Source organism: Vampirovibrionales bacterium, assembly GCA_016712355.1.
GTDB lineage: Bacteria > Cyanobacteriota > Vampirovibrionia > Vampirovibrionales > Vampirovibrionaceae > JADJRF01.
In genome coordinates this window covers 892,310-915,442 of the sequence record JADJRF010000005.1, presented here as the reverse complement: position 1 = coordinate 915,442, position 23,133 = coordinate 892,310, and the positions used below count along the sequence as shown (strand labels likewise).

Below are 23,133 nucleotides of genomic sequence, written 5' to 3'. Positions count from 1 at the left end.
CTTTGCGCACGCGCACGCCATCCCCGTAATTGGAGACTCGCCTGTAATGACGGTCGCCGCCGACCCTGTGACAGAATCGCCTCTGGCCGATGGGCGTCTGGACCAGACCCTCGCCTCATTCAACCTGACGCGCGACGAGTACGATCGCATTGTCGCCGGTCTGGGGCGCGCGCCGAATTTTAACGAGCTGGCGATGTTCAGCGTGCTGTGGAGCGAGCATTGCTGCTATAAGAATTCGCGGCATCTGCTGAAACGCCTGCCGACGCAAGGCGCGCGCATTTTGCAGGGGCCGGGCGAAAACGCGGGCATCGTCGCCATTGATGACGAAATCTCGATCGCCTTCAAGATCGAGAGTCATAACCATCCCACTGCGGTAGAACCCTTTCAGGGCGCGACCACTGGGGTCGGCGGCATCTTGCGCGATATCTTCACGATGAATGCGCGGCCGGTGGCGAATCTCAATTCCCTGCGCTTCGGGCCGCTTGAGGACGCCAACAACAAACGGCTTTTTACGGAAGCTGTGGCGGGCATCGCCCATTACGGCAACTGCGTCGGCGTGCCGACGGTGGCGGGCGAAGTCTTCTTTGACCCGCGCTATAGCGGCAATCCGCTGGTGAACGCCATGGCGGTCGGCGTGCTGTATGACGGGGCCATTATGGCCTCCGGCGCCAAGGGCGTGGGGAATCCGGTGTTATACGTCGGCTCGGATACGGGCAAAGACGGCATGGGCGGCGCGGCCTTCGCCAGCCGCGAGCTGGACGCCGCCAGTCGAGAAGATCGCCCGGCGGTGCAAGTCGGCGATCCCTTTGCAGAGAAGCTGCTGATTGAATCGTGTCTGGAGGCCTTTGCGACCGGGGCGATTGTCGCTGCGCAAGACATGGGCGCCGCCGGCCTGACCTGTTCCTGCGCCGAAATGGCGGCCAAAGGCGGTCTGGGCATGATCATCGATCTGGATAAGACCCCCGCCCGCGAGCCGGGCATGAAACCCTTTGAATACCTGCTTTCTGAGTCGCAGGAACGCATGCTGATGGTGCTGGAGAAGGGCCGCGAACAGGAAGCCATCGCCGTCTTTGAGAAATGGGGCGTCCCGGCGGTGATTGTCGGCGAAGTGACCGATGACGGCCGCGCGCGCTTTCTGCATCGCGGCGAAGTTGTCGTGGATGTTCCCGCTGCGCTGCTCACCGATGACGCGCCGTCTTATCCGCGCGGCGAGCATCCGCCGGAGCCGGCAGAGGCCCGCGCGCGTCGCGAACGCGACCCCGAGACCGGCATGACAGCGCTTGAAACCCAAGACGTCGGCGCGTGGCTGGAGCGCCTGATGGGCTCGCCCAATATTGCCCGCCCCGGCGGCGTCTTTGGCCAGTACGATCGCCATGTGCGCAATAACACGCTTCTGGCTAGCGAGCGCCATGGCAGCGGCGTGATTCGCCTGCGGCGGCGCAACGGCGAATTTTCGGGCATGGCGCTGGCGATGACCACCGACTGCAACGCCCGGTATGTCGCCCTGAATCCGTACTCCGGCGCGGTGTCCGCCGTCGCGGAAGCGGCGCGGAATCTGGCCTGCGTGGGGGCCCTGCCGCTGGCCGTCACAGATAACCTCAATTTCGGCGCGCCGGAAAAGCCTGAGATTTACTATCAGCTGTATTACGCCATTGAAGGCATTAAAGACGCCTGTCTGGCCTTTGAGACGCCGGTGACCGGCGGTAACGTCAGTTTGTATAACGAGCATTCGGGGGCCCCGATTCTGCCGGCGCCGGTGATTGGCATGATTGGCCTGATCGAAAATGACGCCGCCATTGCCGCCCCCGGCTTTGTCGCGGCGGGACATGAAATCGCGCTGGTCGGGCGCTTCTTGCCGACGCTGGCAGGCAGCGAATATCAGGTCCTGCAAGGGGCGGCGCTGAGCGGCGAGCCGCCGGACGTTTGCCTGAAAACCGAAACGGCGCTGATTGCCGTCATACGCCGCCTGATCGCCGATGGCCTGCTGGCGTCGGCGACCGATGTGGGGATGGGCGGCCTGCTGACCACGCTGGCCGAGTGCGCCTGCATTGGATCAGCGTGTGATGGCCCTCCCTTTGGCCTGTCGCTGCAAGACGACGCGCTGAGCGCGCTGGGAGAGGGCCTGTCGCTGGCAACCCTGCTCTTTGGCGAAAGCAACGGCAGTTACGTCCTGAGCTATCCGCGCGAGCGTCGCGAGGCCATTGCCAAGGCTTTTGCCGACGCGGATCTGACCTGGACGCCGCTGGGTCAGGTGACGGACGGGGCAACGCTGCGTTGGGGCGCGATTCATCTGGATCTGGGTACGGCCTGCGAGCGCTGGAGAACCGGTCTTGACTTGCGGGACGCCTGAGGCGCCCTCGCAAGGGCCTGATAGCGTCGACGCGCCTCCCGTCGGCGATTTTCGGCTAGAGACGGCTTCTGTCGACTTTGCTGGAAATCCTCTGGACGATCACCCTAAAGAGTACTGCGGCGTGTTTGGCGTCCTCGATCCGGCGCTGAGCAGCCTGGGGCATCATCTGTACTACGGCATGTTCGCGCTTCAGCACCGGGGACAGGAAAGCTGCGGCATGGCCGTCTACGACAACGACCAGTTGCGCATCCACAAGGATATGGGACTGGTGAATCAGGTCTTCAGCCAGTCGATGCTCGAAAAAATGACGGGGCAGGTCGGCTTGGGCCACACGCGCTACTCGACGACCGGGGCCAGTCATCTGGATAATGCTCAGCCCGTGGTCGCCCGAACGCGACTGGGGGCCATCACGCTGGCGCACAACGGCAACCTGATTAACACCCGCGAACTGCGCGATTTTCTGAAATCCCATGGGGTTTTTGGCGTTGGGGATAGCGATAGCCATCTCATGGCGCATTATATTCGCCACGTTTTGCAGGAAGACACGCCGCAAGGCGAGCGATCGCTGATCGACGCAGTTCAGAAAACCCTACAGGCCTGTCGCGGCGCGTTTTCGATTGTGGTCGCCTCGGGCGATACGCTGATAGCGGCGCGCGATCCGCACGGCATCCGCCCGTTGTGCTACGGGCTGACCGACAATGGCGGCGTGGTCATCGCCTCGGAGACATGCGCGCTCGATATCGTCGGCGCGCGGTACGAACGCGATGTGGCCCCCGGCGAAATCCTCGCCTTTACGCTGGATGGGCGCACCGAGCAAGCGTTTTTGCCGGAGTCCGGGCCTGAGCGCTTCTGCTTTTTCGAGCTGGTTTACTTCGCCCGGCCTGACAGCCGTCTGTTTGGGCATTCGGTGTATCATTACCGTCTCGGGCTGGGCAAGCGGCTGGCGCAAATCAGCGCCGAAAGCGGGCTTGGCGGTTCAGATGCCGATTACGTCGTTCCAGTGCCGGATTCCGGCAATGTGGCGGCTGTGGGTTACAGTCAGGAGTCGGGCATTCCGTACATGGAAGGCCTGATTAAAAATCGCTACGTCGGGCGCACGTTTATTCATCCTTCTCAGGAGTTGCGCCAGCGCAGCATTCAGCTCAAGCTGAATCCGCTGACCGACGTGCTGCGCGGCAAAAGCATCGTGGTGATTGATGATTCCATCGTGCGCGGCAATACCAGCCGCAAACTGGTGGAGATGTTTCGCGCGTGCGGTGTGCGGGAAATTCACATGCGTATTTCGTCAGCTCAGGTCAAGCATCCGTGTTTCTACGGCATTGATATGTCGCAAGAGGACGAGCTGATCGCCAATCAGATGGACGTAGACGCCATCCGGCGCTGGCTGGGCGTGGACAGTCTGGCCTATCTCTCGCCGCAGGATATGCAGGCGGTGGGGCTGGGTCTGCCGTATTGCATGGCCTGCTTCAATAACGATTATCCGGCAGGGCGTCCGCCTGAGCCGACGCGCCGTCGGGTCTCCAGCCGCTCTGAAAAGCCTGCTTCGTAAGGCCGTAGCGTCTGATCGTCCTTATGAAGTCGGCCTCTCGGGGGCCGTTCCCGCCCCCGACCCCCCACCCTGTCCTGATTTGAGGGTTTCACCCTCAAGGCCCGTTTGAGAGTCTGCCTGTGCGCAGCGGCTTAAGCGGGCGGCGACGCATCCGCAGCGGCGGATTTCTGACCTGCGGGCTCTGGCTCATTGGCGAGCGCCAGCCTCTCGGGGGCCGTTTCCGCCCCCGACCCCCCACCCTGTCCTGATTTGAGGGTTTCACCCTCAGGGCCCGTTTGAGAGTCTGCCTGTGCGCAGCGGCTTAAGCGGGCGGCGACGCATCCGCAGCGGCGGATTTCTGACCTGCGGGCTCCTGACTTAATAAATAGCGCAACGCGGGTTCATAGGCGTCAAATTCGGCGGCTTGCGGCAGATGGGCAAGCGCGCCGAGAGCCGCTAACTCCCCACGGATGCGCGGCGACATGCCGACCACTGCCGTGCGCACGCCCTTGTCGGCGAGCATGGCCAGCGTTTCTTCCAGCGCGTAGCCGCCGCTCTGATCGATAAGCGGCGCATGGCGAAAATCCAGAATCAGCGCATGAATTTGAGGCAAGGCGCTCATTGTCGCCTTGAATTGCCGCACGGTCGCAAAGTACAGCGGCGCATTCAGGGTGTAGAAATACACGCTTTCCCTGAGATGGGCGGGGAACTGCTCGATGAGCGCGTCGAGATGCGCCAGCGACGACACATAGCCTTCAGAGGCGCGCGCCCGATCGCCTAGCTTCTTGCTGAAGAGGATGCCTGCCAGCGCCAGCCCCGCCAGCACGGCGACAATCAGATCTACGAAGACCGTGAGCGCCGCCACGGTGAGCATTGTGGCGACATCTGACTTGGAAGCCTTGCCAATGCTTTTCAGGCCTTTGGTGTCGATAATCGACAGACCGACGGTCACCAGCACGCCCGCCAGCGCTGAATACGGGATTTGAGAGGCCAACGGCCCCAAACCGAGCAGCACCGCCAGCAGAACAATGCCATGGAAGACCCCGGAAAAGCGCGTGCGTCCGCCGCTTCGGATATTCACCACGCTGCGCATCGTGGCCCCGGAACAAGGCAGACCGCCAATCAGCGCGCTGCCCATGTTCCCGATGCCTTGCCCGATTAGTTCGCGGTCGCTGTCGTGATGCCGCCCGGTCAGACGATCCACCACCACGGCGGTCAGCAGTGAATCGATTGAGCTCAGCACGGCCAGCGACAAGGCGGCGGGCAGCAGCAATTCCAGACTGCCCAGCGAGAACGCGGGAAAGCGCACCTCAGGCAATCCCGCCGGAATAGCGCCCAGTAAGGGGACCGCAAGCCCCAGCGCGCTGGCGAGAACGGTCGCCGCCACCAGCGCGATCAACGACGCGGGCAAGTGGCGATACAGGCGCGGCAGCAGGTAAATCGCCGCCATGACGCCCAGACCCAGCGCGGCAGCCGTGGGATTGATTCGCGTCAGCATGTGCGGCAATTCGCCCAGCGCGGCGATTGGGCTGGACGGCGCAGGCAGCCCCAGCAACGGCGGCAGTTGCAGCAGGATGATAATAACGCCAATGCCGGTCATAAAGCCGGAAACAACCGGATACGGGATGTAATGGATATACCGACCGGCGCGAATCAGGCCAAAGATAATCTGAAAGACGCCCGCCAGCAGAATCGCCGCAAACACGAAGACAGGATCCTGAGTATGGGCCGCGGCAATGGAGGCGACAATCACCGTCATCGGGCCGGTGGGGCCGCTGGCTTGCCCCGGCGTTCCGCCCAGCAGGGCGGCGAGAATCCCGGCGGCGATTGCCCCGTACAGGCCCGCCGCCGGCCCCAGACCCGAGGCGACGCCAAAAGCCAGCGCAATCGGCAGCGCGACAATCGCCGTCGTCAGCCCGCCGGTGAGATCGCCGGGCAGATCGGTTTTAAGGTAACGCGTCAAGGCGGACGTCATCGGAAAAACTCCTGAATTAAACGGTTTACTGGCGGGCAATAAACGAGGAAGGAGGAAGATTGCGAACGGCAAGCATCTCGCGGGCCGACGCCCGGTTGCCCGTGCAGGCGATGCGGCGCGGGGCGTCCAGCAGCGCGATTTCAAAGCCCAGCCGGTGATACAGCGCCAGCACGCGCTCGGTCGCCTGATTGCTGACCACGGTCGGGCACGGCGCCGCCGCCAGCCACTCGGCCAGACGCTCTTGATCCGCCCACGAAAAACCGCCCTGCGAATACTGCGTAAACGGCGCGTCGTAAGGCGGATCCGCATACAGAAAATCGTCGGGGCGCAGCGGGTCGAGATCGGCAAAATCGGCGCAGGTGAAGCTCCAGCGCCGCAGCGTCGGGGCGTAGGAGGCGAAATCGCGCGCATAGGCGATGGTTTTGTAGCGCCCGAACGGCACGTTGAAGCGCCCGCTGCGGTTAAAGCGACACAGGCCGTTATAGCCCGTGCGGTTGAGGTAATAGAAGAGGCGGGCGGCCTCGATGCTCTGGGCGGCGCCCGCGTCAATGAGCGCATTGAATCGGGCGCGGGCCGCCTCATACGCGGCGCGATCGTTTTGCAGCGCGGGATCGTCCAGCGCGAGGCCGCGTTGCAGGGCCTGATAGAAGTGAATCAGGTGCGGATTGACGTCGTTGAGCAGCGCTTGCGGCGGATTCAGGCCGAGGGCGACGGCCAGCCCGCCGCAAAAAGGCTCGACGAGACGCGAGGCGTCCGACGCTTGCCACAAGGGTCGCAGATGAGGCAAGAGCCAGCGTTTGCCGCCGGCCCATTTCAGCGGCGGGGACAGAGACGGCGCTGAATTATCAGAGGGCGCCAGCGCTTTCAAGATCCGGTCTCTCGCATCGCGCCCGAGCGGGCCAGCAGCCGGGCCGGATTGCCCGCCACCACGGCGCCGGGCGGCACATCGCGCGTGACCACGGCCCCGGCCCCAATCATCGCGCCTTCGCCAATGGTAACGTCGCAGAGAATCACGGCGCCAGAACCAATCGAGGCGCCGCGCCGCACCCGGGTAGGATGCACGCGCCAATCGGCCTCGCTTTGCAAGGTCCCGTCGGCGTTGGTGGCGCGCGGGGCGGGATCATTGATGAACATCACGCCATGGCCGACAAACACGTCGTCCTCAATTGTGACGCCTTCGCAGATGAACGTATGGCTGGAGATCTTGCAGCGGTCGCCGACGACGGCGTTTTTCTGGATTTCGACAAACGTCCCGATCTTGGTTTCGCGCCCGATTCGGCAGCCATAGAGGTTCACGAAATCGAAAACGCGCGCGCCTTCGCCCAGGACGACATCGCAAGCGATATTCTGGCGCGGGTTGGGGGATATCGACATCAGGCTCTCTCCAATTCTCACGGCGCGGGTAAGCCCTTGTCCAGCATAGCCCAAGCGGCTGCCCGCGTCACGCTCCCGGCGCGCGGCGCCGCGTTTTTTGGGGATTCCGGCTCTTGATGATAAGATGGCATCGTCTGTTCCAACGTGTCGCTATTGAAAGGAACCCCCGATGACAGAGAACGGAAGCCTCGGCCCGGATGTGATCGAGACCACCGATGAAGAGGGAAACGTCCACGTATTTGAGAAGGTCGAGGAGTATGAACTCGACGGCAAGCGCTACGCGCTGCTGATCTATCAGGGCGGCGACGACGATGAAGACGAGGATGAGGACGATGCGCCCGCCGCTGCGCCGCACGCGCATGACCATGGGCATCAACACGGCCCCGGCTGCGCGCATGGCCACAGCCATGATCACGATCACGACGACGATGACAACGACTACGAAGAAGAAGTCATCGTTATGCGCGTCGTGAACGAAGACGGCGCCGACGTGTTTGAGACCATCGACGACGAAGCCGAGTTTAATCGCGTGGTCAAGCACATTGAAGAGGTCGGCCTCGGCGACGATAGCGATATGGTGCTGGATCTCAGCCAGCTCGACAAGCCCGCCGACTAGCCGGGCGCTTGCAAGCCCGCGCGTTGTCTCGATTCCCCCGTGTCGATACAGGATTTCGCATGCGATGAAAATTCATGAATATCAGGCCAAATCGCTTTTCCGGCGTTTTGACATTCCATGTCCCGCCGGGACCGTGGCGTTTACCGTGGAGGAGGCCGTCAACGCGGCCGAGGCGCTGCCCGCGCTGCCTTACGTCGTAAAGGCTCAAATCCATGCGGGCGGACGCGGCAAGGGCGGCGGGGTGAAGGTCGTGCAAACGCTCGACGCCGTTCGCGAAGCCGCCGGGCAGATTCTGGGCATGCAGCTCGTCACGCATCAAACGGGCCCTGAAGGCCAGCGCGTCAAGTCTGTCCTGATTGAGCAGGGATCGACCATCGCCCGTGAACTGTATCTGAGTGTGGTGCTGGACCGGGCCGCAGCCTGTCCGGTGATCATGGCAAGCCCGGACGGCGGCATGGACATCGAAGCCGTTGCCGAGCAATCGCCCGAGCGTATTCTGAAGGTTCATATCCATCCCTCGCTGGGGATTCAGCCGTATCAGGCGCGGCAAATTGCGTATTTTCTGGAGATTCCGGCGCCGGCAATGAAGCAGGCGCTGGCGCTGATTGAGAACCTCTACCGGCTGTATCTGGAAACCGACGCTTCGCTGGTAGAGGTTAATCCGCTGGTCATCACCCAGGACGATCGCGTCATCGCGCTTGACGGTAAAATCACCGTGGATGACAACGCCCTCTATCGTCAGGCGGATATCGCCGCGATGCGCGATACCGATGAGGAAGACCCGCTGGAGGTGGAAGCCTCGCGCTTTCATCTGAATTACATCAAGCTGGACGGCAATGTGGGCTGTATGGTCAACGGCGCGGGGCTGGCCATGGCGACGATGGATATCATCAAGCTGGCCGGGGCGCGCCCGGCGAACTTTCTGGATGTGGGCGGCGGGGCCAACGCCCAAGCCATCGAAAACGCCTTTCGCATCCTGCTGAGCGACGCCAGCGTCAAGGCGGTGCTGATTAACATTTTTGGCGGCATCCTGCGTTGCGACTTGCTGGCGGAAGGCGTGGTGGCCGCCGCCCAGAAGCTCAACGTCAGCGCCCCGATTGTGATTCGCATGAAGGGCACCAACGTCGAGCGCGGCAAGCAGATTCTGGCGGAATCGGCGCTACAGTTCACCGTTGCAGAGACCATGGGCGAAGCTGCTGAGGCCGTATCGCGCCTGGTCTGCCAACCCGTCTGAAAACCCCGTGTCCCGTTTAATTCGCAGGAATAGTCGCTGATGACGTTGATGATTGACGAAAGCACCCGCGTCCTGGTCCAGGGTCTGACCGGCCGTGAAGGCATGTTCCATGCCGAACAATGTCTGCGCTACGGCACGCAGATTGTCGGCGGGGTGACCCCAGGCAAGGGCGGCAGCGCAATTGAGATCGACGGGCGCTCGCTGCCGGTTTTCAACACCGTGCGCGAGGCGCGCGCCGCCACTCAGGCCACCGCATCGGTGATTTTCGTCCCGCCGCCATTCGCCGCCGACGCGATTCTGGAGGCCGCTGACGCCGGTCTGTCGCTGGTCATCTGCATTACCGAAGGCATCCCTATTACCGATATGATGCGCGTGAAAGAGGGGCTGAAATCGCGCCCCGCCACGCGGCTCATCGGGCCGAATTGTCCGGGGCTGATTGCGCCGGATCGTTGCAAAATCGGCATTATGCCCGGCTCTATCCACAAACGCGGTCCGGTGGGCGTGGTCTCGCGCTCAGGCACGCTGACCTACGAGGCCGTCGACCAGTTGACGCAACTGGGCATTGGTCAATCGCTGTGCATTGGCATCGGCGGCGACCCGATTCATGGCACGAGTTTTATTGACGCTTTGACGGCGTTTCAGGCGGATCCCAATACCAAGGCCATTGTGATGATTGGCGAAATCGGGGGCTCTGCTGAAGAAGAGGCGGCGGCCTATGCCAAAGCGCATGTGAGCAAGCCGGTCGTGTGCTTTATCGCAGGTCAGACGGCCCCGCCGGGCAAGCGTATGGGCCATGCGGGCGCCATTATTTCGGGCGGTAAGGGCGGCGCGGCTGAAAAAATGCAGGCCCTTCGAGAAGCGGGCATGGCCGTGGTCGACAGCCCGGCGCGTATCGGCGAAACGGTTGCGGCGGCGCTTTCTCGCTCCTCTTGACGTTTTAACCGCGCAGGACTATGATAGTCCTGTCCGGGCTCAGGCCCGGCCCCCGTTTCCGCTTGGCGTTGACGCCAGCCGCCTTCTCCCTGACCCGCAGATAATCGCCCCAACGGCCTGAAGCCAAAATGGCGGGGTCTCACAGGGTCAAGTGATACGAAGAGAGAGCGGGATAGCGGAAATGGCCAGAAAGGATTGATGATCATGAGTCTCGACGCACTTCGATTTTCTGGTAATGGCCCCATTATCAGCTTTGGACGTCAACAACAGGACGTCGCGGCTGCGGGCAATACGCCGCCCGCGCCTACCGGTCCCACCTGCGCCAAGGCTGGCAAACGCGCCGCCTACGCGCCAGCGCTGGCGACCTACCCGGGTCAAAACGGGACGCGGCTGAATACGTTTGCCTAGTATTGGCTTGAATCGCGCCTTGAATCGTCGCGTGAAGCTGGCCTGCGGGAACGCATGATGGTCGATTCTCTTGCGCGCCGTCTGGCGCAATACGCCCACGGCTTTTCTCCTGATGCCATTCCGGCGGCGTGCTGGGCCGAGGCCCGACGGCGCGTCGTGGATTCGTTGGGCTGCGCCTTGGGAGCGATTGCCAGCGCGCCGGTTGCTGCGGCGCACGCGATGATCGCCACCGCGACGTTGGCCAATGGCGCCACTGTGTTGGGCAGCGGCGTCCAGACCATGGCCGAGTGGGCGACCTTCGCCAATGGCGCGGCCATTCGGTATCTGGATTTCAACGATACGTATCTGTCGCGCGAGCCGGCGCATCCCAGCGATAATCTGGCCGCCATTCTGGCGGTGGCGCAGATCGAGGGGCGCAGCGGCGCAGATGTGCTGGCCGCCATGACGCTGGCCTACGAAATTCAGTGCCGCCTGTGCGATGCCGCCAGTATTCGCGCGAGGGGCTGGGATCACGTCACGTATGGCGCAATTTCCAGCGCTATCGCCGCCGGATGGCTGATGCGCCTTGATATTGAGCAGTTCGCGCATGCCATTGCGCTGGCCGCAACGCCCAACGCCGCTCTGCGGCAAACCCGCGTGGGCGAACTGTCGCACTGGAAAGGCTGCGCTTTTGCCAACGCCGCGCGCAACGGCGTGTTCGCCGCCACGCTGGCGCGTTATGGGATGACCGGCCCTTCGCAAGTGTTTGAAGGCGAAATGGGCTTCTTCAAGCAGGTCAGCGGCCCGTTTGATCTGCCGCCGATGGGCGGACAACCCGGCGCGGATGGCTTTATGCTCACGCGCACCTATATCAAGCGCTACCCGGCGGAATATCACGCCCAAAGCGCCATAGAGGCGGCGCTGTCGCTGCGCGAACAGATGCCGTCTCTGGAAAACGGCCTCTCCATTGAGGCCATTGAGATTGATAGCTTTGACGCGGCGGTGGATATCATCGGCGGTTTTGCCGAGCATTGGCGTCCGCGCAGCCGCGAAACCGCCGATCACAGCATGCCCTATCTCGTCGCCGTCGCCCTGATGGACGGCGATGTGACGCTCGCCAGCTTTTCGCCCGGGAAACTGGCCGACCCCGCCTTGCTGGCGCTGATTCAGAAGATCTCTATTCACCGGGACGCTGCGCTGACCGCCGGTTACCCGGACGGCATCCCCAATCGCCTGCGCATCCGCCTGACGGACGGGCGCACGCTGGAGGCCCTGTGCCGCTATCCGACCGGTCATGCCAAGAACCCGATGAACGATGCGCAAGTCGCCGAGAAGTTTCGCGGGCTGGCCGGGGCGGTTTTTTCGCCGTCTCAGACCGAAGCGTTACTGATTGGGCTCGAAAACTTCGCCGACTGCCGCGATTTGGGCGCGCTGCTCGCCACATTTACGGTCGCTTCCTGAGACGCGATTCAGGGCGTGTCGGGCGTTGAGTCTTGAGCGAGCGCCTGCTCGCGCAGCGTCTTGCGTAGAATCTTGCCGCTGGGGCCTTGCGGCAGCGGGTCCGGCGTGAAATGCCAGCGTGTGGGGATTTTATACGACGCCAATCGCTGGGCGCACGCGCCTGCCAGCTCGCCGACGCTCGGCGCGGCGCCGGGCCGGGGACGGATCCAGGCGTGAATACGCTGATGGGTGAGCGAAGAGCCGCCCGCGACTTGAGACGCAACGCCGGCCACGGCGGCTTCGGCCACGTCAGGATGCAACAGCAGCGCCTCTTCAATTTCGCGCGGATAGGTTTTTAAGCCGCCCACCACGATTAAATCGTCCTGTCGGGCGACGATGGCCGCGTAGCCGTCGGCGTCGCGCAAGGCCAGATCGCCGGTCTTCAGCCAGCCATCGGGCGTAAAGGCGGCGGCGGTTTCGCGCGGACGGCGGTAATAGCCGCGCATCACGGTGGGCCCTTTTACCTGAAGTTCGCCGATCGCGCCGGGCTGCGTAACGACGCCTTCTGCATCCGCCACGCGAAGCGCCACGCCTGCGACAGGCGGCCCCACGAACCCGGCTTTACGAGGCCCCGCCAGCGGATTACTGCAGACGATCGAAGTCGCTTCCGACAGGCCATACCCCTCCTGAACCGGCGCGCCGAAATAGCGCTCAATATCGGCAATCAGGCTGGGGGGCATTGCGGCGGCGCCGCTATGGCAGACGCGCAGAGACGAAAATCGCTGCGGTATCGGCGTCGATCGTCCCAGATACGCGACCATCGCCTGATACATTGTGGGAACAGCAATCAGCGTGCTGATAGAAAGCTGTTCGAGCGCCGACGCCACGCGCTGAGGACGAAAACCGTCGACGAAGGCTGTTGAGGCGCCGACCATCAACGCGCTCAGCAGCGCATTCACCAGGCCATACACATGCGCCAGCGGCGGCAACGCCAGAAACCGATCGTTTGAGTCGGCTTGCAGCACGGCGATATTGGCCTGCGCATCCGCCAACAGATTCTCGTGCGAGAGCATCACGCCTTTAGGGCGTCCGGTGGTCCCGGACGTATAGACCAACGCCGCCAAATCCGCCGGAAAATCCCGTTCAGAAGAGGCCAGAGGCGTCTCCTCCTGAGCCAGCGGCGTGACGGGACAGAGAGCGCCGCCCGCCTGCGGTCCGATACGCCAGTGAATCTGCGCATCCTGCAAAATAACAGCGATCTCCGCCTCGCTTAAGCGCGGATTCAGCGGGACCAGCACCGCGCCGACGCGCCACAACGCCAGCGCCGCCGTGACGAAATCGACGCCGTTGGGCAGCGTGAGCGCCACGGGATCGCCAGGGCCGAGGCCTTGCGCGCGGAAGCCCTCCAGACATCGCTGTACGGCGCGCGCCAGCTCGCCATAAGAGATTGCGTCTCCCTGGGGCGTCCATAGCGCAGGGGCCGACGGCTGACGAGCCGCTATTTGCAGGATGCGGCGCGTCGGCGTGTCGCGATCCGTCTCAACGCAGTGCGGGCGAGGGGGCGTCATGAGGGGGCGTCGTCTGGCCGGGGAGGGTCGATGCGTCCTGACGTCGCGCCAGAATGGCGTCAATCACCCGATTATTGGCTTTTGGAAAGGCAAACTGACGTAATTTTTCCGGCGCCGTCCAGCGCCAGGCTTCGGCGCAGCGCGCTTGCGGCTCGCCGCCGAGGTAGTCGCAGTCGAAGGCGTGCAGCGTGATGCGAAAATGGGTGTAGGCGTGCTTGACGCTGATAAGCTTGTCGCGCACGCGGATTTCCAGCGCCAGTTCTTCGCGGATCTCGCGCGCCACGGTCTCGGCGAGCGTTTCGTCGCCTTCGCGCTTACCGCCGGGGAATTCCCACAGGCCCCCCAGCAGGCCATCGCGCGGACGCTGCTGAATCAGCACGCGGTCGCCGTTCCAGAGGACGGCTGCGCCGATATCATAGTGCGGCGAGGGTTTTTTAACCGCTTTTCGCGGTAACTCATGTTGTGCGCCCTTCGCCGCCGCCTCGCAGAAGTCTTTGACAGGGCACAGAAGGCATTGCGGGGCCTGCGGCGTGCACAGCGTCGCGCCCAGCTCCATCACGGCCTGATTAAACGCGTAAGGATCGTCGCTGGGAGCCAGCAATTGGGCGGAATAGTCCCAGAGCGTCTCTTGTGAGCGCGGCGCATTGACATCTGCTTCAAAGCAAAACAGGCGCGATAACACGCGCTTGACGTTCCCGTCGAGCAAGGGATGGGCCTGGCCCATGGCAAAGGTGAGAATCGCGCCGGCCGTGCTGCGGCCAACGCCGGGCAAGGCCATCATGCCCGCAAGCGTGTCGGGAAAGCGTCCCTGATGGGTCTCGACAATCGCTTGCGCGGCGCGGCGCAGGTTACGGCCGCGCGCATAATAGCCGAGTCCTTCCCACAGCTTGAGCGTTTCGTCTTCCGAGGCGGCGGCGAGCGCTTCTACTGTTGAAAAGCGCGCCAGGAAGCGCTCGTAATAGGGAATCACGGTCGCTACTTGCGTTTGTTGCAACATGATTTCGGATAGCCAGACGTGATAAGGATCGCGCGTTCGACGCCATGGCAAGTCGCGCGCATGACTTGCGTACCAGCGCGTCAGGGCCAGCGCGAATCCGCTTTTATCCGTTGCCGCGCGCATCGCTTCAGGTCGCCAGCACGGCGGCTTTGCGCTGTTCCCAAGCCCAGGCGGTCTCGATCGTCGGCTTCAGGCTGTCATATTCTGGCTTCCAGCCCAGTTCGCGCCGGATTTTTTCGGCGTTGGCCACCAGCATCGGCGGATCGCCTTCGCGACGCGGGCCTTCTACCACCGGAACGCGCCGTCCGGTGACGGTTTGGCAGCAATCAATGACTTCGCGCACGCTATACCCGTGCTCTGTGCCGATATTAAAGACCTGCGACGCCCCGCCCCCTTGCAAATACGCCAGCGCCAGCAGATGGGCGCGGCTGATGTCGTTGACATGGACGTAATCGCGAATGCAGGTGCCATCCGGCGTTGGGTAGTCTGAGCCGAAGACTTGTAACGCGGGACGCTGGCCCGCTGCGGCTTGCAAGGCCAGCGGAATCAAATGGGTTTCCGGGTCGTGCGCTTCGCCGATATCGCCTTCGGGATCCGCGCCGGCGGCATTGAAATAGCGCAGCGAGACATACCGCAGCCCGTACGCGCGCGAGAAATCCGATAAAATCTCTTCCACCACGCGCTTGGTAAAGCCGTAAGGATTCACCGGCGCCAGCGGATGGTCTTCGGTCAGCGGCAGGCGCTGCGGCAAGCCATACGTGGCGCAGCTTGACGAGAAGATGAACTCGTTGACCTGGGCCTCGCGCATGGCAGACAACAGGGTCAGGGCGGCGCAGACGTTGTTATCGTAATATTTTTCAGGGTCGCTCACCGATTCGCCTACGTAGGCGAAGGCGGCGAAATGCATGACGGCTTTGACGTCGTATCGGCGCAGGGTTTCGAGGACCAGCGCGCGATCGGCCGTCGACCCTTCGACAAACTCGCCCCGAATGAAGCGGCGAAAGCCCGTGGACAGGTTATCCAGCGTCACCACCGACCAGCCGTCCCGCTGGGCGAGCAGTTGCTTGACGCAGTGGCTGCCAATATAGCCGGCCCCGCCGGTGACTAAAAGCGTCGGCATCAGAAAATGGGTTTCCTCGCGTAAACAGGCTGATTCTGGCAGAGAGACGACGAATTGTAAACGCTCCAGCGCGCTCGGCGCCACGCGCTCTTGGAGCTTAAAGCGCCTCTCAAAGCGCCTCATGTACCTGACGCGAGAGGGCGACGGCCCCGCGCGCGCCTCCTCTGATATGTTGATTTCTTAAAAAAAAATTTAAAAACCTGTTACTTTTTTGGGAACTATGATAATAATAAAAGTATCGACTGGGATCGTACGCTGAGAGTTAGCCTTTTCGATGAAACCCTTTTGTCGGGTTGAAGGGCGTCCCGAAGACTGTAGCGACCAATTCCACACAAGGCAGGCGACATTTCCAAAGGCATTGCGTCCTTTAGAGGCGAGTGAATCTTTACGGTTCGACGTATTAACCAGAAGCATCTCTTATTTTCAGGCCATTGTCCAAGGCGCAGGGGAATTTTTACGTTAGCAGGTCACGTCAACACACCATGAGCGTCTGAAAAGCTGTCAGCAGATCTCCATCTTATTTTCCTGAACCTCCGTCGAGAGAAACCATGTATATAAACAAGTGCGCGAAATGCGGGACGGAATTCGAAACCAAGAATCCGAAACGGGTTATTTGTCCAGATTGTCTTTACCCGGATCGTCCCGCCCCTCCACCGTCTTCTCCTTATGAAGGCGGCTATGGCGCGCGAGAGCCTCAAGCGCCTCCCCCGCGCGGCGCCTTTAACGGGCCGCCGCAAGGCCCGCGCCCCGCTCCCGGCGGTTATGGCCCGCCGCCAGATTATCGCTCCGGGCCCGGCGGTAAAGCGCCTGCGCCCATGCCGCGAGGCGGCCCGCCTTCTGGCCCGCGTCCCGCTCCCGGCGGGTATGGTCCTCAGCCGGGTTTTCGTGGCGGCCCTCCGGGTTATGGCCCGCCCCCGGCGCCCGGCTATCGTGGCGGCCCGCCGCCTCCCCGGTTTGGCTATGGCCCGCCCCCTCAGCAGCAACGCTGGGGAGCGCCGCCGCAAGGTCCTCGTCCTGCGCCCGGCGGCTATGGTCCGCCGCAGAGAGGCCCCGCGCCTCCGGGACGTCCCGGTCCGCGTCCGGGTGGATTTGGCCCGCCTCGCGGCGGCCCGCGTCCGGGCGGACGTCCGGGATTCGGCCCTCCCAGAGGCGGTCCCAGACGCGGCGGCCCGCCCAAGAAACTACTGGTCAGCCGCGAGGAAATTGAGCAAATCGAGGCGCTGTACAAGCAGTCCTTGCCGCTGCCCAATCCGGACGTTCACGAGACCATCGGCGAAAAGCTGGATATGAAGCCGAGCAAGGTGTTTTTTGGCATCAATCTGATACGCCAGAAACTCAAGCTGCCCAAGCTGGACTTCCCCAAGCGACGCCTGGCGCTGACCCCTGATCAGCTCAGCGCAATCGAAACCTTATACGAGCCCTATTTGCCGCTGCCGCCCATCGGCATCCATAAAATCATTTCCAAGCAATTGCGAATGGATGAATGGCGCGTACACGTCGGCATCGGTCTGGTGCGCAAAAACCGCAACATGCCGCGCTGGAATGAAGATCGAGAAGATCTCCCCGAGACGATGCGCGTCTCGCTGGCTGAAAAGGCTGAACGAGAAAAAATCGAGCAAGAAAAAGCCGAAAAAGAAAAAATCGAAAAAGAGAAAGTGGAAAAAGAGAAAATCGAAAAACAAAAAGCCGAAGCGCAAGCCGATCCCAAGGCCGGCGAAGCCCCGCCATCCCCTGCCGAGGACGCGCCTGACCCGGCGACCATGCCTGAGGCTGCTTCTGCTGAAGCGCCTTCTGATGCGCCGCCGTCTGAGACGCAGGCGGCAGAGGCCGCTCCCGTCAAAAAACCACGCGGACGCCCCAAAAAAGTAGCGGCCATTTCAGAACCGGCTGCCGACACGCCGCCCGCTGAAACCCCTTCCGCCTCGGACGCCTGATGATCCGCCGCCGGGCGCTGACAAGAGCGAACGATCGTGTGACGCGCCCCGTCGCTGCCGGCGCCAGTCTGGTAGAAATGGCCGTCTCGCTGGCCCTGACCGGGCTGGTGTTGATTCCGGCGCTGATGCTGTCATCGGCCTGGTTATCAGAACGTATGAGCGCCGAACGCGCGCGCATCAGTCTCAGTCATAGCGTAGCGCAATGGCTGAACCGGCTGACGACGGATCTTTCGCAAACCGCCGTCCTCTCGTCGGATTCTGGTCCCGGCCGGCTCTGCTATGCCTTTGAAGACGCGGCGACTCAGCGCGCCCAGCGTCGCTGCTACGTCCTGACCCAGACGAAAAGCGCCGCCACCATCCTGATGCGCCAGGAACCGCGCCACGCCACAGGCGCGTGGATGACGTTTCCCGCCTTCGACGGCGAGGCGTCAGAGGCTGTCTTCTTGCAGACGGGCGCGCAATTTGCGTATCTCGACCCGCACGGTCAGCGCGTGGCGCCGGATCAAGCGTCTGAGGTCGCCTTGCAAAACTGGACGCTCACCCAGGGCCGCGCCAAGGCGCGTCAGCGGCTTTCTCTACCGCAAATGCGCTTGCCGCTGGGATCGGACCCTACGCCGGGCGCGCCCTTGTCGTTGGCGAGCGTTCGGGTTGAACAGCGCGGCGGGTTCTCGCTGGCGGCTGGCAAGGGGAGCGCGATTTCGGCGACAGGGCCGTTTATGGGCAGCTTCAGTCGCGAGGGGTCCCTGTTTTACTCGGACAGCCAGTATCCGTACAACGTGAAGGCGTTTCCTCTGGGGATTGCGCCGGCTCTTGAAGATCACGGGAGGGCATTTGCGCTTGCGCCCGGCGTAGGGAATGTCTCCGGGATCGCTTCTATGAAGGTCTCTATGAAGGTCTCTATGAAGGTCTCTATGAAGGCTTCTGGAAGCGCCTGGGCGCAGGATTTTGGCGCCCAGAGGCTGTTGTACGCGCTGGATTCAGGCGCCCGGCGCATTGTGGGCTATCGCGATGCAGGCTCAGAAGAAGCGTCTATCGCGCTGGCGACGATGCGTCAGCCTCAGGGTCTGGCCGTTTCGCAACGCAGCGGGATTCTGATGACGCTGGAAACCGCGCGCGCAAACGGCGATCGTCTCGTTTTAACCGCGATCGCCCCGGCCTTAAGCTCAGCATCGCGATCAGAATGGGCCTTGCCGGGCGCGCCGCAAGGGAAGACGCTGGAGATTCCGCTGCGCGTCCTGACGCCGGTTCCGCCGGTGGGTGAGACGTTCGCCATTGCGTTTGACGAGTCGCGCAATCGGCTGGCGCTGATCGCTCGTCGCAGCGCGCGCGTCTACTTGCTGACCCTGCCCGAGCGCTGGTAAGGGCTTGTCATCACGCCTATTAGACAGGGAGGGATCCTTTTTCTTATGATAAACCCTTGCCAAGTCTGAGAGGACGGCTCGGCCTTCGGGTATGATAGGCGTGGTGGAAGAAGGAGTTTTTTCCGTGTCCGAACGTATTGAATACGATATTCTGCTGGTCGGGGGCAGTCCGGCCAATCTGACGCTCGCCCATCGCTTGCTGGATCTCGCCCGAACCAGCGGCCGAAGCTTCTCGATGGCGATTCTGGAAAAGGGCCCTGAATTCGGCTCGCATATTCTGAGCGGCGCCGTCTCAAAGCCGCATGTCATTGAACGTCTGTTTCCAGAGTACCGCACCAATGGCTTTCCCATTGAGGCGGTCTGCGATCGCAGCCATTTGACGCTGCTGGGCGCGCGCGGACAGTGGGATGTTCCCAACGCCCTGCTCCCCGAAGGCTTGCGCAAAGAAGGTTATCTCATTCTGACGCTGAGTTTTGTCGTTAAATGGATGGCCGATCAACTCGCAGAAAAAGCGAAAACCATACCCAACGTGACGTTGGACTTCTTTACGGGATTTTCTGCGCATGGCGTGCTGTATGAAGGCGATCGCGTCGTCGGCGCGCAGGTGGTGGAAACCCCGTCTGGCAATCCGGCGGAAGACGCCGTTTACGCCAAGGTGACGTGCTTTGGCGATAAAGGCTTTACGTCGCGCAATCTGGTCGATCGCTTCCAGTTGCGCGACAACCCGCAGTTATGGTCAGTCGGCGTCAAAGAAGTGTGGGAACTGCCCGCCGAGCGCGGCCAGGCCCTGAAAGGCGCCGTGTGGCATACCATGGGCTACCCGCTGATGGACGGCAGTTTTGGCGGCGGCTTTATTTACGGGATGGACCGCAACCGGCTTACCGTCGGACTGGTGATCTCGCTGGACAGCGAAAACCCCAACCTCAACCCGCAACAGGCGCTTCAGGCCCTCAAGAAGCATCCGTGGCTCCAAGGCCTTCTCGCTGACGGCAAGTTGCTGAAATACGGCGCGGCCCTGCTGCCGGAAGGCGGGTATTACAGCCTTCCCAAAAAATTCGCCGTGGATGGCGCGTTGTTATTGGGCGATGCGCTCGGTACGCTGAACATCACCACGCTGGCAGGCGTTGATAAGGCCATGGAATGCGGCTGGCAAGCGGCGGAAGTCTTACATGACGCCTTGGCGAGCGGCGATTTCTCTGCCGCCGGGCTGGCGCCTTACCAGCAGAAAACCATGGCGACCCATGTCGGCCAGGAGCTGCATGAAGGCCGCTATTTCCGTCACGCCTGGAAAGAGAATCCACGTCTGTTGAATCGCTATCTGCCCACGGTTCTTTCTGGCGTGGACAACAGTCATGCGTTAATCGGCATGGCCATGGTCGGTTTGAAAAACAATCCGCTACAGGCCATTGGCGACGCTCTGCGTCTGAAAACCCTGATGGATGGCAAGCGCGATATTGGACCGCTGACGTATAAGCCCGATCACGCGTATATTCAGCCCGATTTCAAAGCGCCTGCGCTTCCTGCGCCGACGGAATTCCGCAAGGACACCATCTATTCGCGCGAAGACGCGGTTTTCTACGCCAATCCCGTGTATCACGAGCATAACCGGCATATCGACGAGTTCAGCGCAGACGTGTGCCTGCCGTGCATCGCCAAATACGAAGCGCTGGGCAAAACCACGCCCTGCGTGTCCGACTGTACGGCGGAAGTGCATCGCGTGGATGTGGTGCACGACCTGCGCCAGCACGCCATGTCTCTGGAGAACTGTGTCCAGTGCCGCACCTGTGAGATTGTCTGTCCGGAGCAGAATCTGCGCGTGCGCCCGACGGAGCAGGGCTCCGGGCCGGACTTCATGGGACTTTAAAGAGAAAAACGACTTTCAGCGTCTGAAAGCGTTTTATTCGGTCTCAAAGCGCTCGAAGACGGCATCTACGTGACGCAGCATGGCGGCGGGGTCGAAGCAGTCGGCCAGCGCTTGGGGCGATAGCAACGCGCTCACCTGGGGATCGCCAGCCAGCGCGACGCGGAAATTGCCGCCTTCGCGATTCCAGGCCGCATGCGCATGGCCTTGCACGATGGCATAGGCCGCTTCTCGGCTGAGTCCTTTTTCGGTAAGGGCCAGCAGCACGCGTTGCGAAAACACCACGCCGCCATACAGGGTCAGATTACGCGCCATATTCTGTGGATAAACGCCCAGGCCCGCCATCAGGCTTTCGGCGCGGGTGAGCATGTAATGGGTCAGAATGCAGGCGTCGGGAAAGGCGATGCGCTCCACCGAGCTATGGCTGATGTCGCGCTCGTGCCACAGCGCGACGTTTTCCAGCGCGGGCGCGGCGAAGGCGCGAATCAGGCGCGCGATGCCGGTGAGGTTTTCGCCGCTAATGGGGTTGCGTTTGTGCGGCATGGCCGAAGAGCCTTTTTGGCCTTTGGCGAAGGCTTCTTCTACTTCCAATACCTCGGTACGCTGCAAATGGCGCAACTCCACGGCGAATTTCTCAATAGAAGACGCCAGCCCCGCCAGCGCCAGAAAAAAGGTCGCGTGCAGGTCGCGCGAAATTACCTGCGTAGAGGTTTTGGCCGCGCGCAGCCCCAACGCTTCGCAGGCGCTCGCCTCGACTTGCGGCGGACAATGCGAGTAGGCGCCCATCGCCCCGCTGACCATCCCGACGCGATTTTCGTCCAGCGCGGCCCGCAGGCGGCGATCGTGGCGATCCAGTTCGTCGACCCAGCCCAACAGCTTCAGGCCAAAGGTAATCGGCTCGCCGTGAATCCCGTGCGAGCGCCCTATCATCGGCGTATGGCGGTATTCCTGGGCGCGACGCCAAATCGTCTGGCGCAGGGCGGCAAGTTTGTCGAGAAGCAGGACGCCCGCACGGCTTAATTGTAGCGATAGCGCGGTATCCAGCAAGTCGGAACTGGTCATGCCCAGATGCAGATACCGGCTATTCTCGCCTAATTGCTCGGTCAGATGGGTCAGAAACGCAATCACGTCATGCCGGGTCTCGGCTTCGATCGCCTCAATCCGGGCCGGGTCAATCGTCAGATGCTGCGCGCGCGCGCTCATTTCGGCGGCAACGCCTGGGGGAATCATGCCGATGGCTTCCTGTGCGGTCATTACTGCCAGTTCTACCGAGAGCCAGGCGCGGTAGCGCGCGTCATCGGTCCAGACAGCGGCCATTTCGGGAAGGGTATAGCGGGCAATCATGGGCAGGGGTCCTGAAGAGCGGTTTGGGACGACGTGAGGCAAGCCCGACGCTTGGCGCGGGGCGCGGCTTTGCCGTATCATAGGCGAAAGAAAAGAGGAGAGCCACCCATGACGCTGACGCTTCAACCCCCGCCGCGCTTGCAGACGCCGGATTTTCTGGCGGTCGCCGACTTATCGCCGGAAGAATTATCGCAATTGCTGGCCTATGCCGCGCATCTCAAGGCGCTGCGAAAAGCGCGCATCGCGCATCCGTTGCTGCAAGGGCGCAGCGTGGCTCTCTACTTTGAAAAACCCAGTAACCGCACGCGCGTCAGCTTTGAAGTCGGCGTGGCGGATCTGGGCGCGCATCCGTTTATGCTGCGCAAGGACGAGGTGAATCTTGGCGTTCGCGAAACCATCGCCGATACGGCGCGAACGCTCAGCCGCTACGTCGACGGCATTATGATTCGCACGTTCTCTCACAGCGACGTCGAACAACTGGCCGATTACGCCAGCGTGCCGGTGATTAACGGCCTGACGGACGCGCATCATCCGTGCCAGATTCTGGCCGATCTGCTGACGGTACGCGAGCGCTTTGGCGAGCTTCAGGGCCTCAAGCTGGCGTTTATCGGCGATGGCAACAACATCGCCCACAGCCTGCTGGAAGGCTGCGCGCTGGCGGGGATGCGCGTGGCCATCGCGTGTCCCAAAACGCATGCGCCCCTGCCCGAGATTGTCTCGCGCGCACAACAACTGGCCAGCAGGACGCCCGGCGCGAGCGTTCTGGTGACGGATAATCTGGCGGATGCTGTCGAAGGGGCCGCCGCCGTGTATACCGACGTCTGGATCAGTATGGGCCAGGAAAAAGAAACTGCTGAGCGCCGCCGAATTTTCGAGGGCTATCAGGTCAATGAGTCCCTGATGCGCGGCGCGCGTCCCGACGCTGTGGTCTTGCATTGCCTGCCGGCGCATCGCGGCGAAGAAATTTCTGCCGAGACGTTTGAGAAACATGCCGATGTCATCTTCGACGAGGCCGAAAACCGCTTGCATGCGCAAAAAGCCGTGATGGCTGCCTTGATGGCGCCTCGCTGAAGCGATTCGGGTCTGAGTTGTCGCCGCGCGGGAATTTCAT

18 protein-coding genes are annotated in these 23,133 nt (G+C 62.2%); 11 read left to right on the top strand and 7 right to left on the bottom strand.

Annotated elements, in window-relative coordinates:
- Positions 1–46 precede the first annotated feature (46 nt).
- Entirely contained in the window at positions 47–2,350 is a 2,304-nt protein-coding gene (gene purL / locus IPK79_05570; GenBank protein MBK8189903.1) for a phosphoribosylformylglycinamidine synthase subunit PurL, read from the top strand.
- A gap of 91 nt (positions 2,351–2,441) precedes the next feature.
- Positions 2,442–3,899, top strand: coding sequence for an amidophosphoribosyltransferase (gene purF, locus IPK79_05565; GenBank protein ID MBK8189902.1), 1,458 nt, complete (start codon positions 2,442–2,444; stop codon positions 3,897–3,899).
- Positions 3,900–4,200: 301 nt separating this feature from the next.
- On the opposite strand, the gene IPK79_05560 is transcribed toward purF, so the two are convergent.
- Genes IPK79_05560 through IPK79_05550 form a run of 3 tightly spaced genes read right to left on the bottom strand, consistent with a single transcriptional unit; the run spans position 4,201 to position 7,227 of the window.
- Positions 4,201–5,853, bottom strand: a complete 1,653-nt coding sequence (locus IPK79_05560) for a SulP family inorganic anion transporter (GenBank protein MBK8189901.1) — start codon at positions 5,851–5,853, stop codon at positions 4,201–4,203.
- A gap of 25 nt (positions 5,854–5,878) precedes the next feature.
- Positions 5,879–6,712 carry a Dam family site-specific DNA-(adenine-N6)-methyltransferase gene (locus IPK79_05555; GenBank protein ID MBK8189900.1) on the bottom strand — a complete coding sequence of 278 codons (834 nt, stop codon included), beginning with the start codon at positions 6,710–6,712 and terminating at the stop codon, positions 5,879–5,881.
- A gap of 5 nt (positions 6,713–6,717) precedes the next feature.
- On the bottom strand, positions 6,718–7,227 hold the full coding sequence (locus IPK79_05550; GenBank protein MBK8189899.1) for an N-acetyltransferase: 510 nt from the start codon (positions 7,225–7,227) through the stop codon (positions 6,718–6,720).
- 169 nt (positions 7,228–7,396) lie between these two features.
- Here IPK79_05550 and IPK79_05545 point away from each other — a divergent pair, with 169 nt between their 5' ends.
- From IPK79_05545 to IPK79_05525, 5 genes are all read left to right on the top strand, one after another.
- Entirely contained in the window at positions 7,397–7,843 is a 447-nt protein-coding gene (locus tag IPK79_05545; protein ID MBK8189898.1) for a DUF1292 domain-containing protein, read from the top strand.
- Positions 7,844–7,907: 64 nt separating this feature from the next.
- A complete protein-coding gene (sucC, locus tag IPK79_05540; GenBank protein MBK8189897.1) occupies positions 7,908–9,077 on the top strand; it encodes an ADP-forming succinate--CoA ligase subunit beta in 1,170 nt (389 codons plus the stop codon).
- A gap of 39 nt (positions 9,078–9,116) precedes the next feature.
- Positions 9,117–10,010: a succinate--CoA ligase subunit alpha gene (gene sucD / locus IPK79_05535; GenBank protein ID MBK8189896.1), complete on the top strand. Its 894-nt coding sequence runs from the start codon at positions 9,117–9,119 to the stop codon at positions 10,008–10,010.
- A 204-nt stretch (positions 10,011–10,214) separates the two neighbouring features.
- Positions 10,215–10,418, top strand: a complete 204-nt coding sequence (locus IPK79_05530) for a hypothetical protein (protein MBK8189895.1) — start codon at positions 10,215–10,217, stop codon at positions 10,416–10,418.
- A 54-nt stretch (positions 10,419–10,472) separates the two neighbouring features.
- Entirely contained in the window at positions 10,473–11,858 is a 1,386-nt protein-coding gene (locus IPK79_05525; GenBank protein MBK8189894.1) for an MmgE/PrpD family protein, read from the top strand.
- Between the two features lie 8 nt (positions 11,859–11,866).
- Here the strand turns inward: IPK79_05525 and IPK79_05520 are convergent, their stop codons facing one another.
- From IPK79_05520 to galE, 3 genes are read right to left on the bottom strand one after another with little or no spacing between them, the layout of a single operon-like run.
- Positions 11,867–13,405 (bottom strand): AMP-binding protein, encoded by a 1,539-nt coding sequence (locus tag IPK79_05520; GenBank protein ID MBK8189893.1) that lies wholly within the window; start codon positions 13,403–13,405, stop codon positions 11,867–11,869.
- Positions 13,377–14,525 (bottom strand): A/G-specific adenine glycosylase, encoded by a 1,149-nt coding sequence (gene mutY, locus IPK79_05515; protein ID MBK8189892.1) that lies wholly within the window; start codon positions 14,523–14,525, stop codon positions 13,377–13,379. The genes IPK79_05520 and mutY overlap by 29 nt, the downstream gene beginning before the upstream one ends.
- A gap of 4 nt (positions 14,526–14,529) precedes the next feature.
- On the bottom strand, positions 14,530–15,522 hold the full coding sequence (gene galE, locus IPK79_05510; protein MBK8189891.1) for a UDP-glucose 4-epimerase GalE: 993 nt from the start codon (positions 15,520–15,522) through the stop codon (positions 14,530–14,532).
- 548 nt (positions 15,523–16,070) lie between these two features.
- Here galE and IPK79_05505 point away from each other — a divergent pair.
- From IPK79_05505 to IPK79_05495, 3 genes are all read left to right on the top strand, one after another.
- On the top strand, positions 16,071–17,456 hold the full coding sequence (locus tag IPK79_05505; protein MBK8189890.1) for a hypothetical protein: 1,386 nt from the start codon (positions 16,071–16,073) through the stop codon (positions 17,454–17,456).
- Positions 17,457–17,494: 38 nt separating this feature from the next.
- Positions 17,495–18,817, top strand: coding sequence for a hypothetical protein (locus IPK79_05500; protein ID MBK8189889.1), 1,323 nt, complete (start codon positions 17,495–17,497; stop codon positions 18,815–18,817).
- A 124-nt stretch (positions 18,818–18,941) separates the two neighbouring features.
- Entirely contained in the window at positions 18,942–20,681 is a 1,740-nt protein-coding gene (locus tag IPK79_05495) for a 4Fe-4S dicluster domain-containing protein (protein ID MBK8189888.1), read from the top strand.
- 33 nt (positions 20,682–20,714) lie between these two features.
- On the opposite strand, the gene IPK79_05490 is transcribed toward IPK79_05495, so the two are convergent.
- Positions 20,715–22,022 (bottom strand): adenylosuccinate lyase, encoded by a 1,308-nt coding sequence (locus IPK79_05490; protein ID MBK8189887.1) that lies wholly within the window; start codon positions 22,020–22,022, stop codon positions 20,715–20,717.
- Positions 22,023–22,130: 108 nt separating this feature from the next.
- On the opposite strand from IPK79_05490, the gene argF reads away from it, so the two are divergent.
- Positions 22,131–23,093, top strand: a complete 963-nt coding sequence (gene argF / locus IPK79_05485) for an ornithine carbamoyltransferase (protein ID MBK8189886.1) — start codon at positions 22,131–22,133, stop codon at positions 23,091–23,093.
- Positions 23,094–23,133 lie beyond the last annotated feature (40 nt).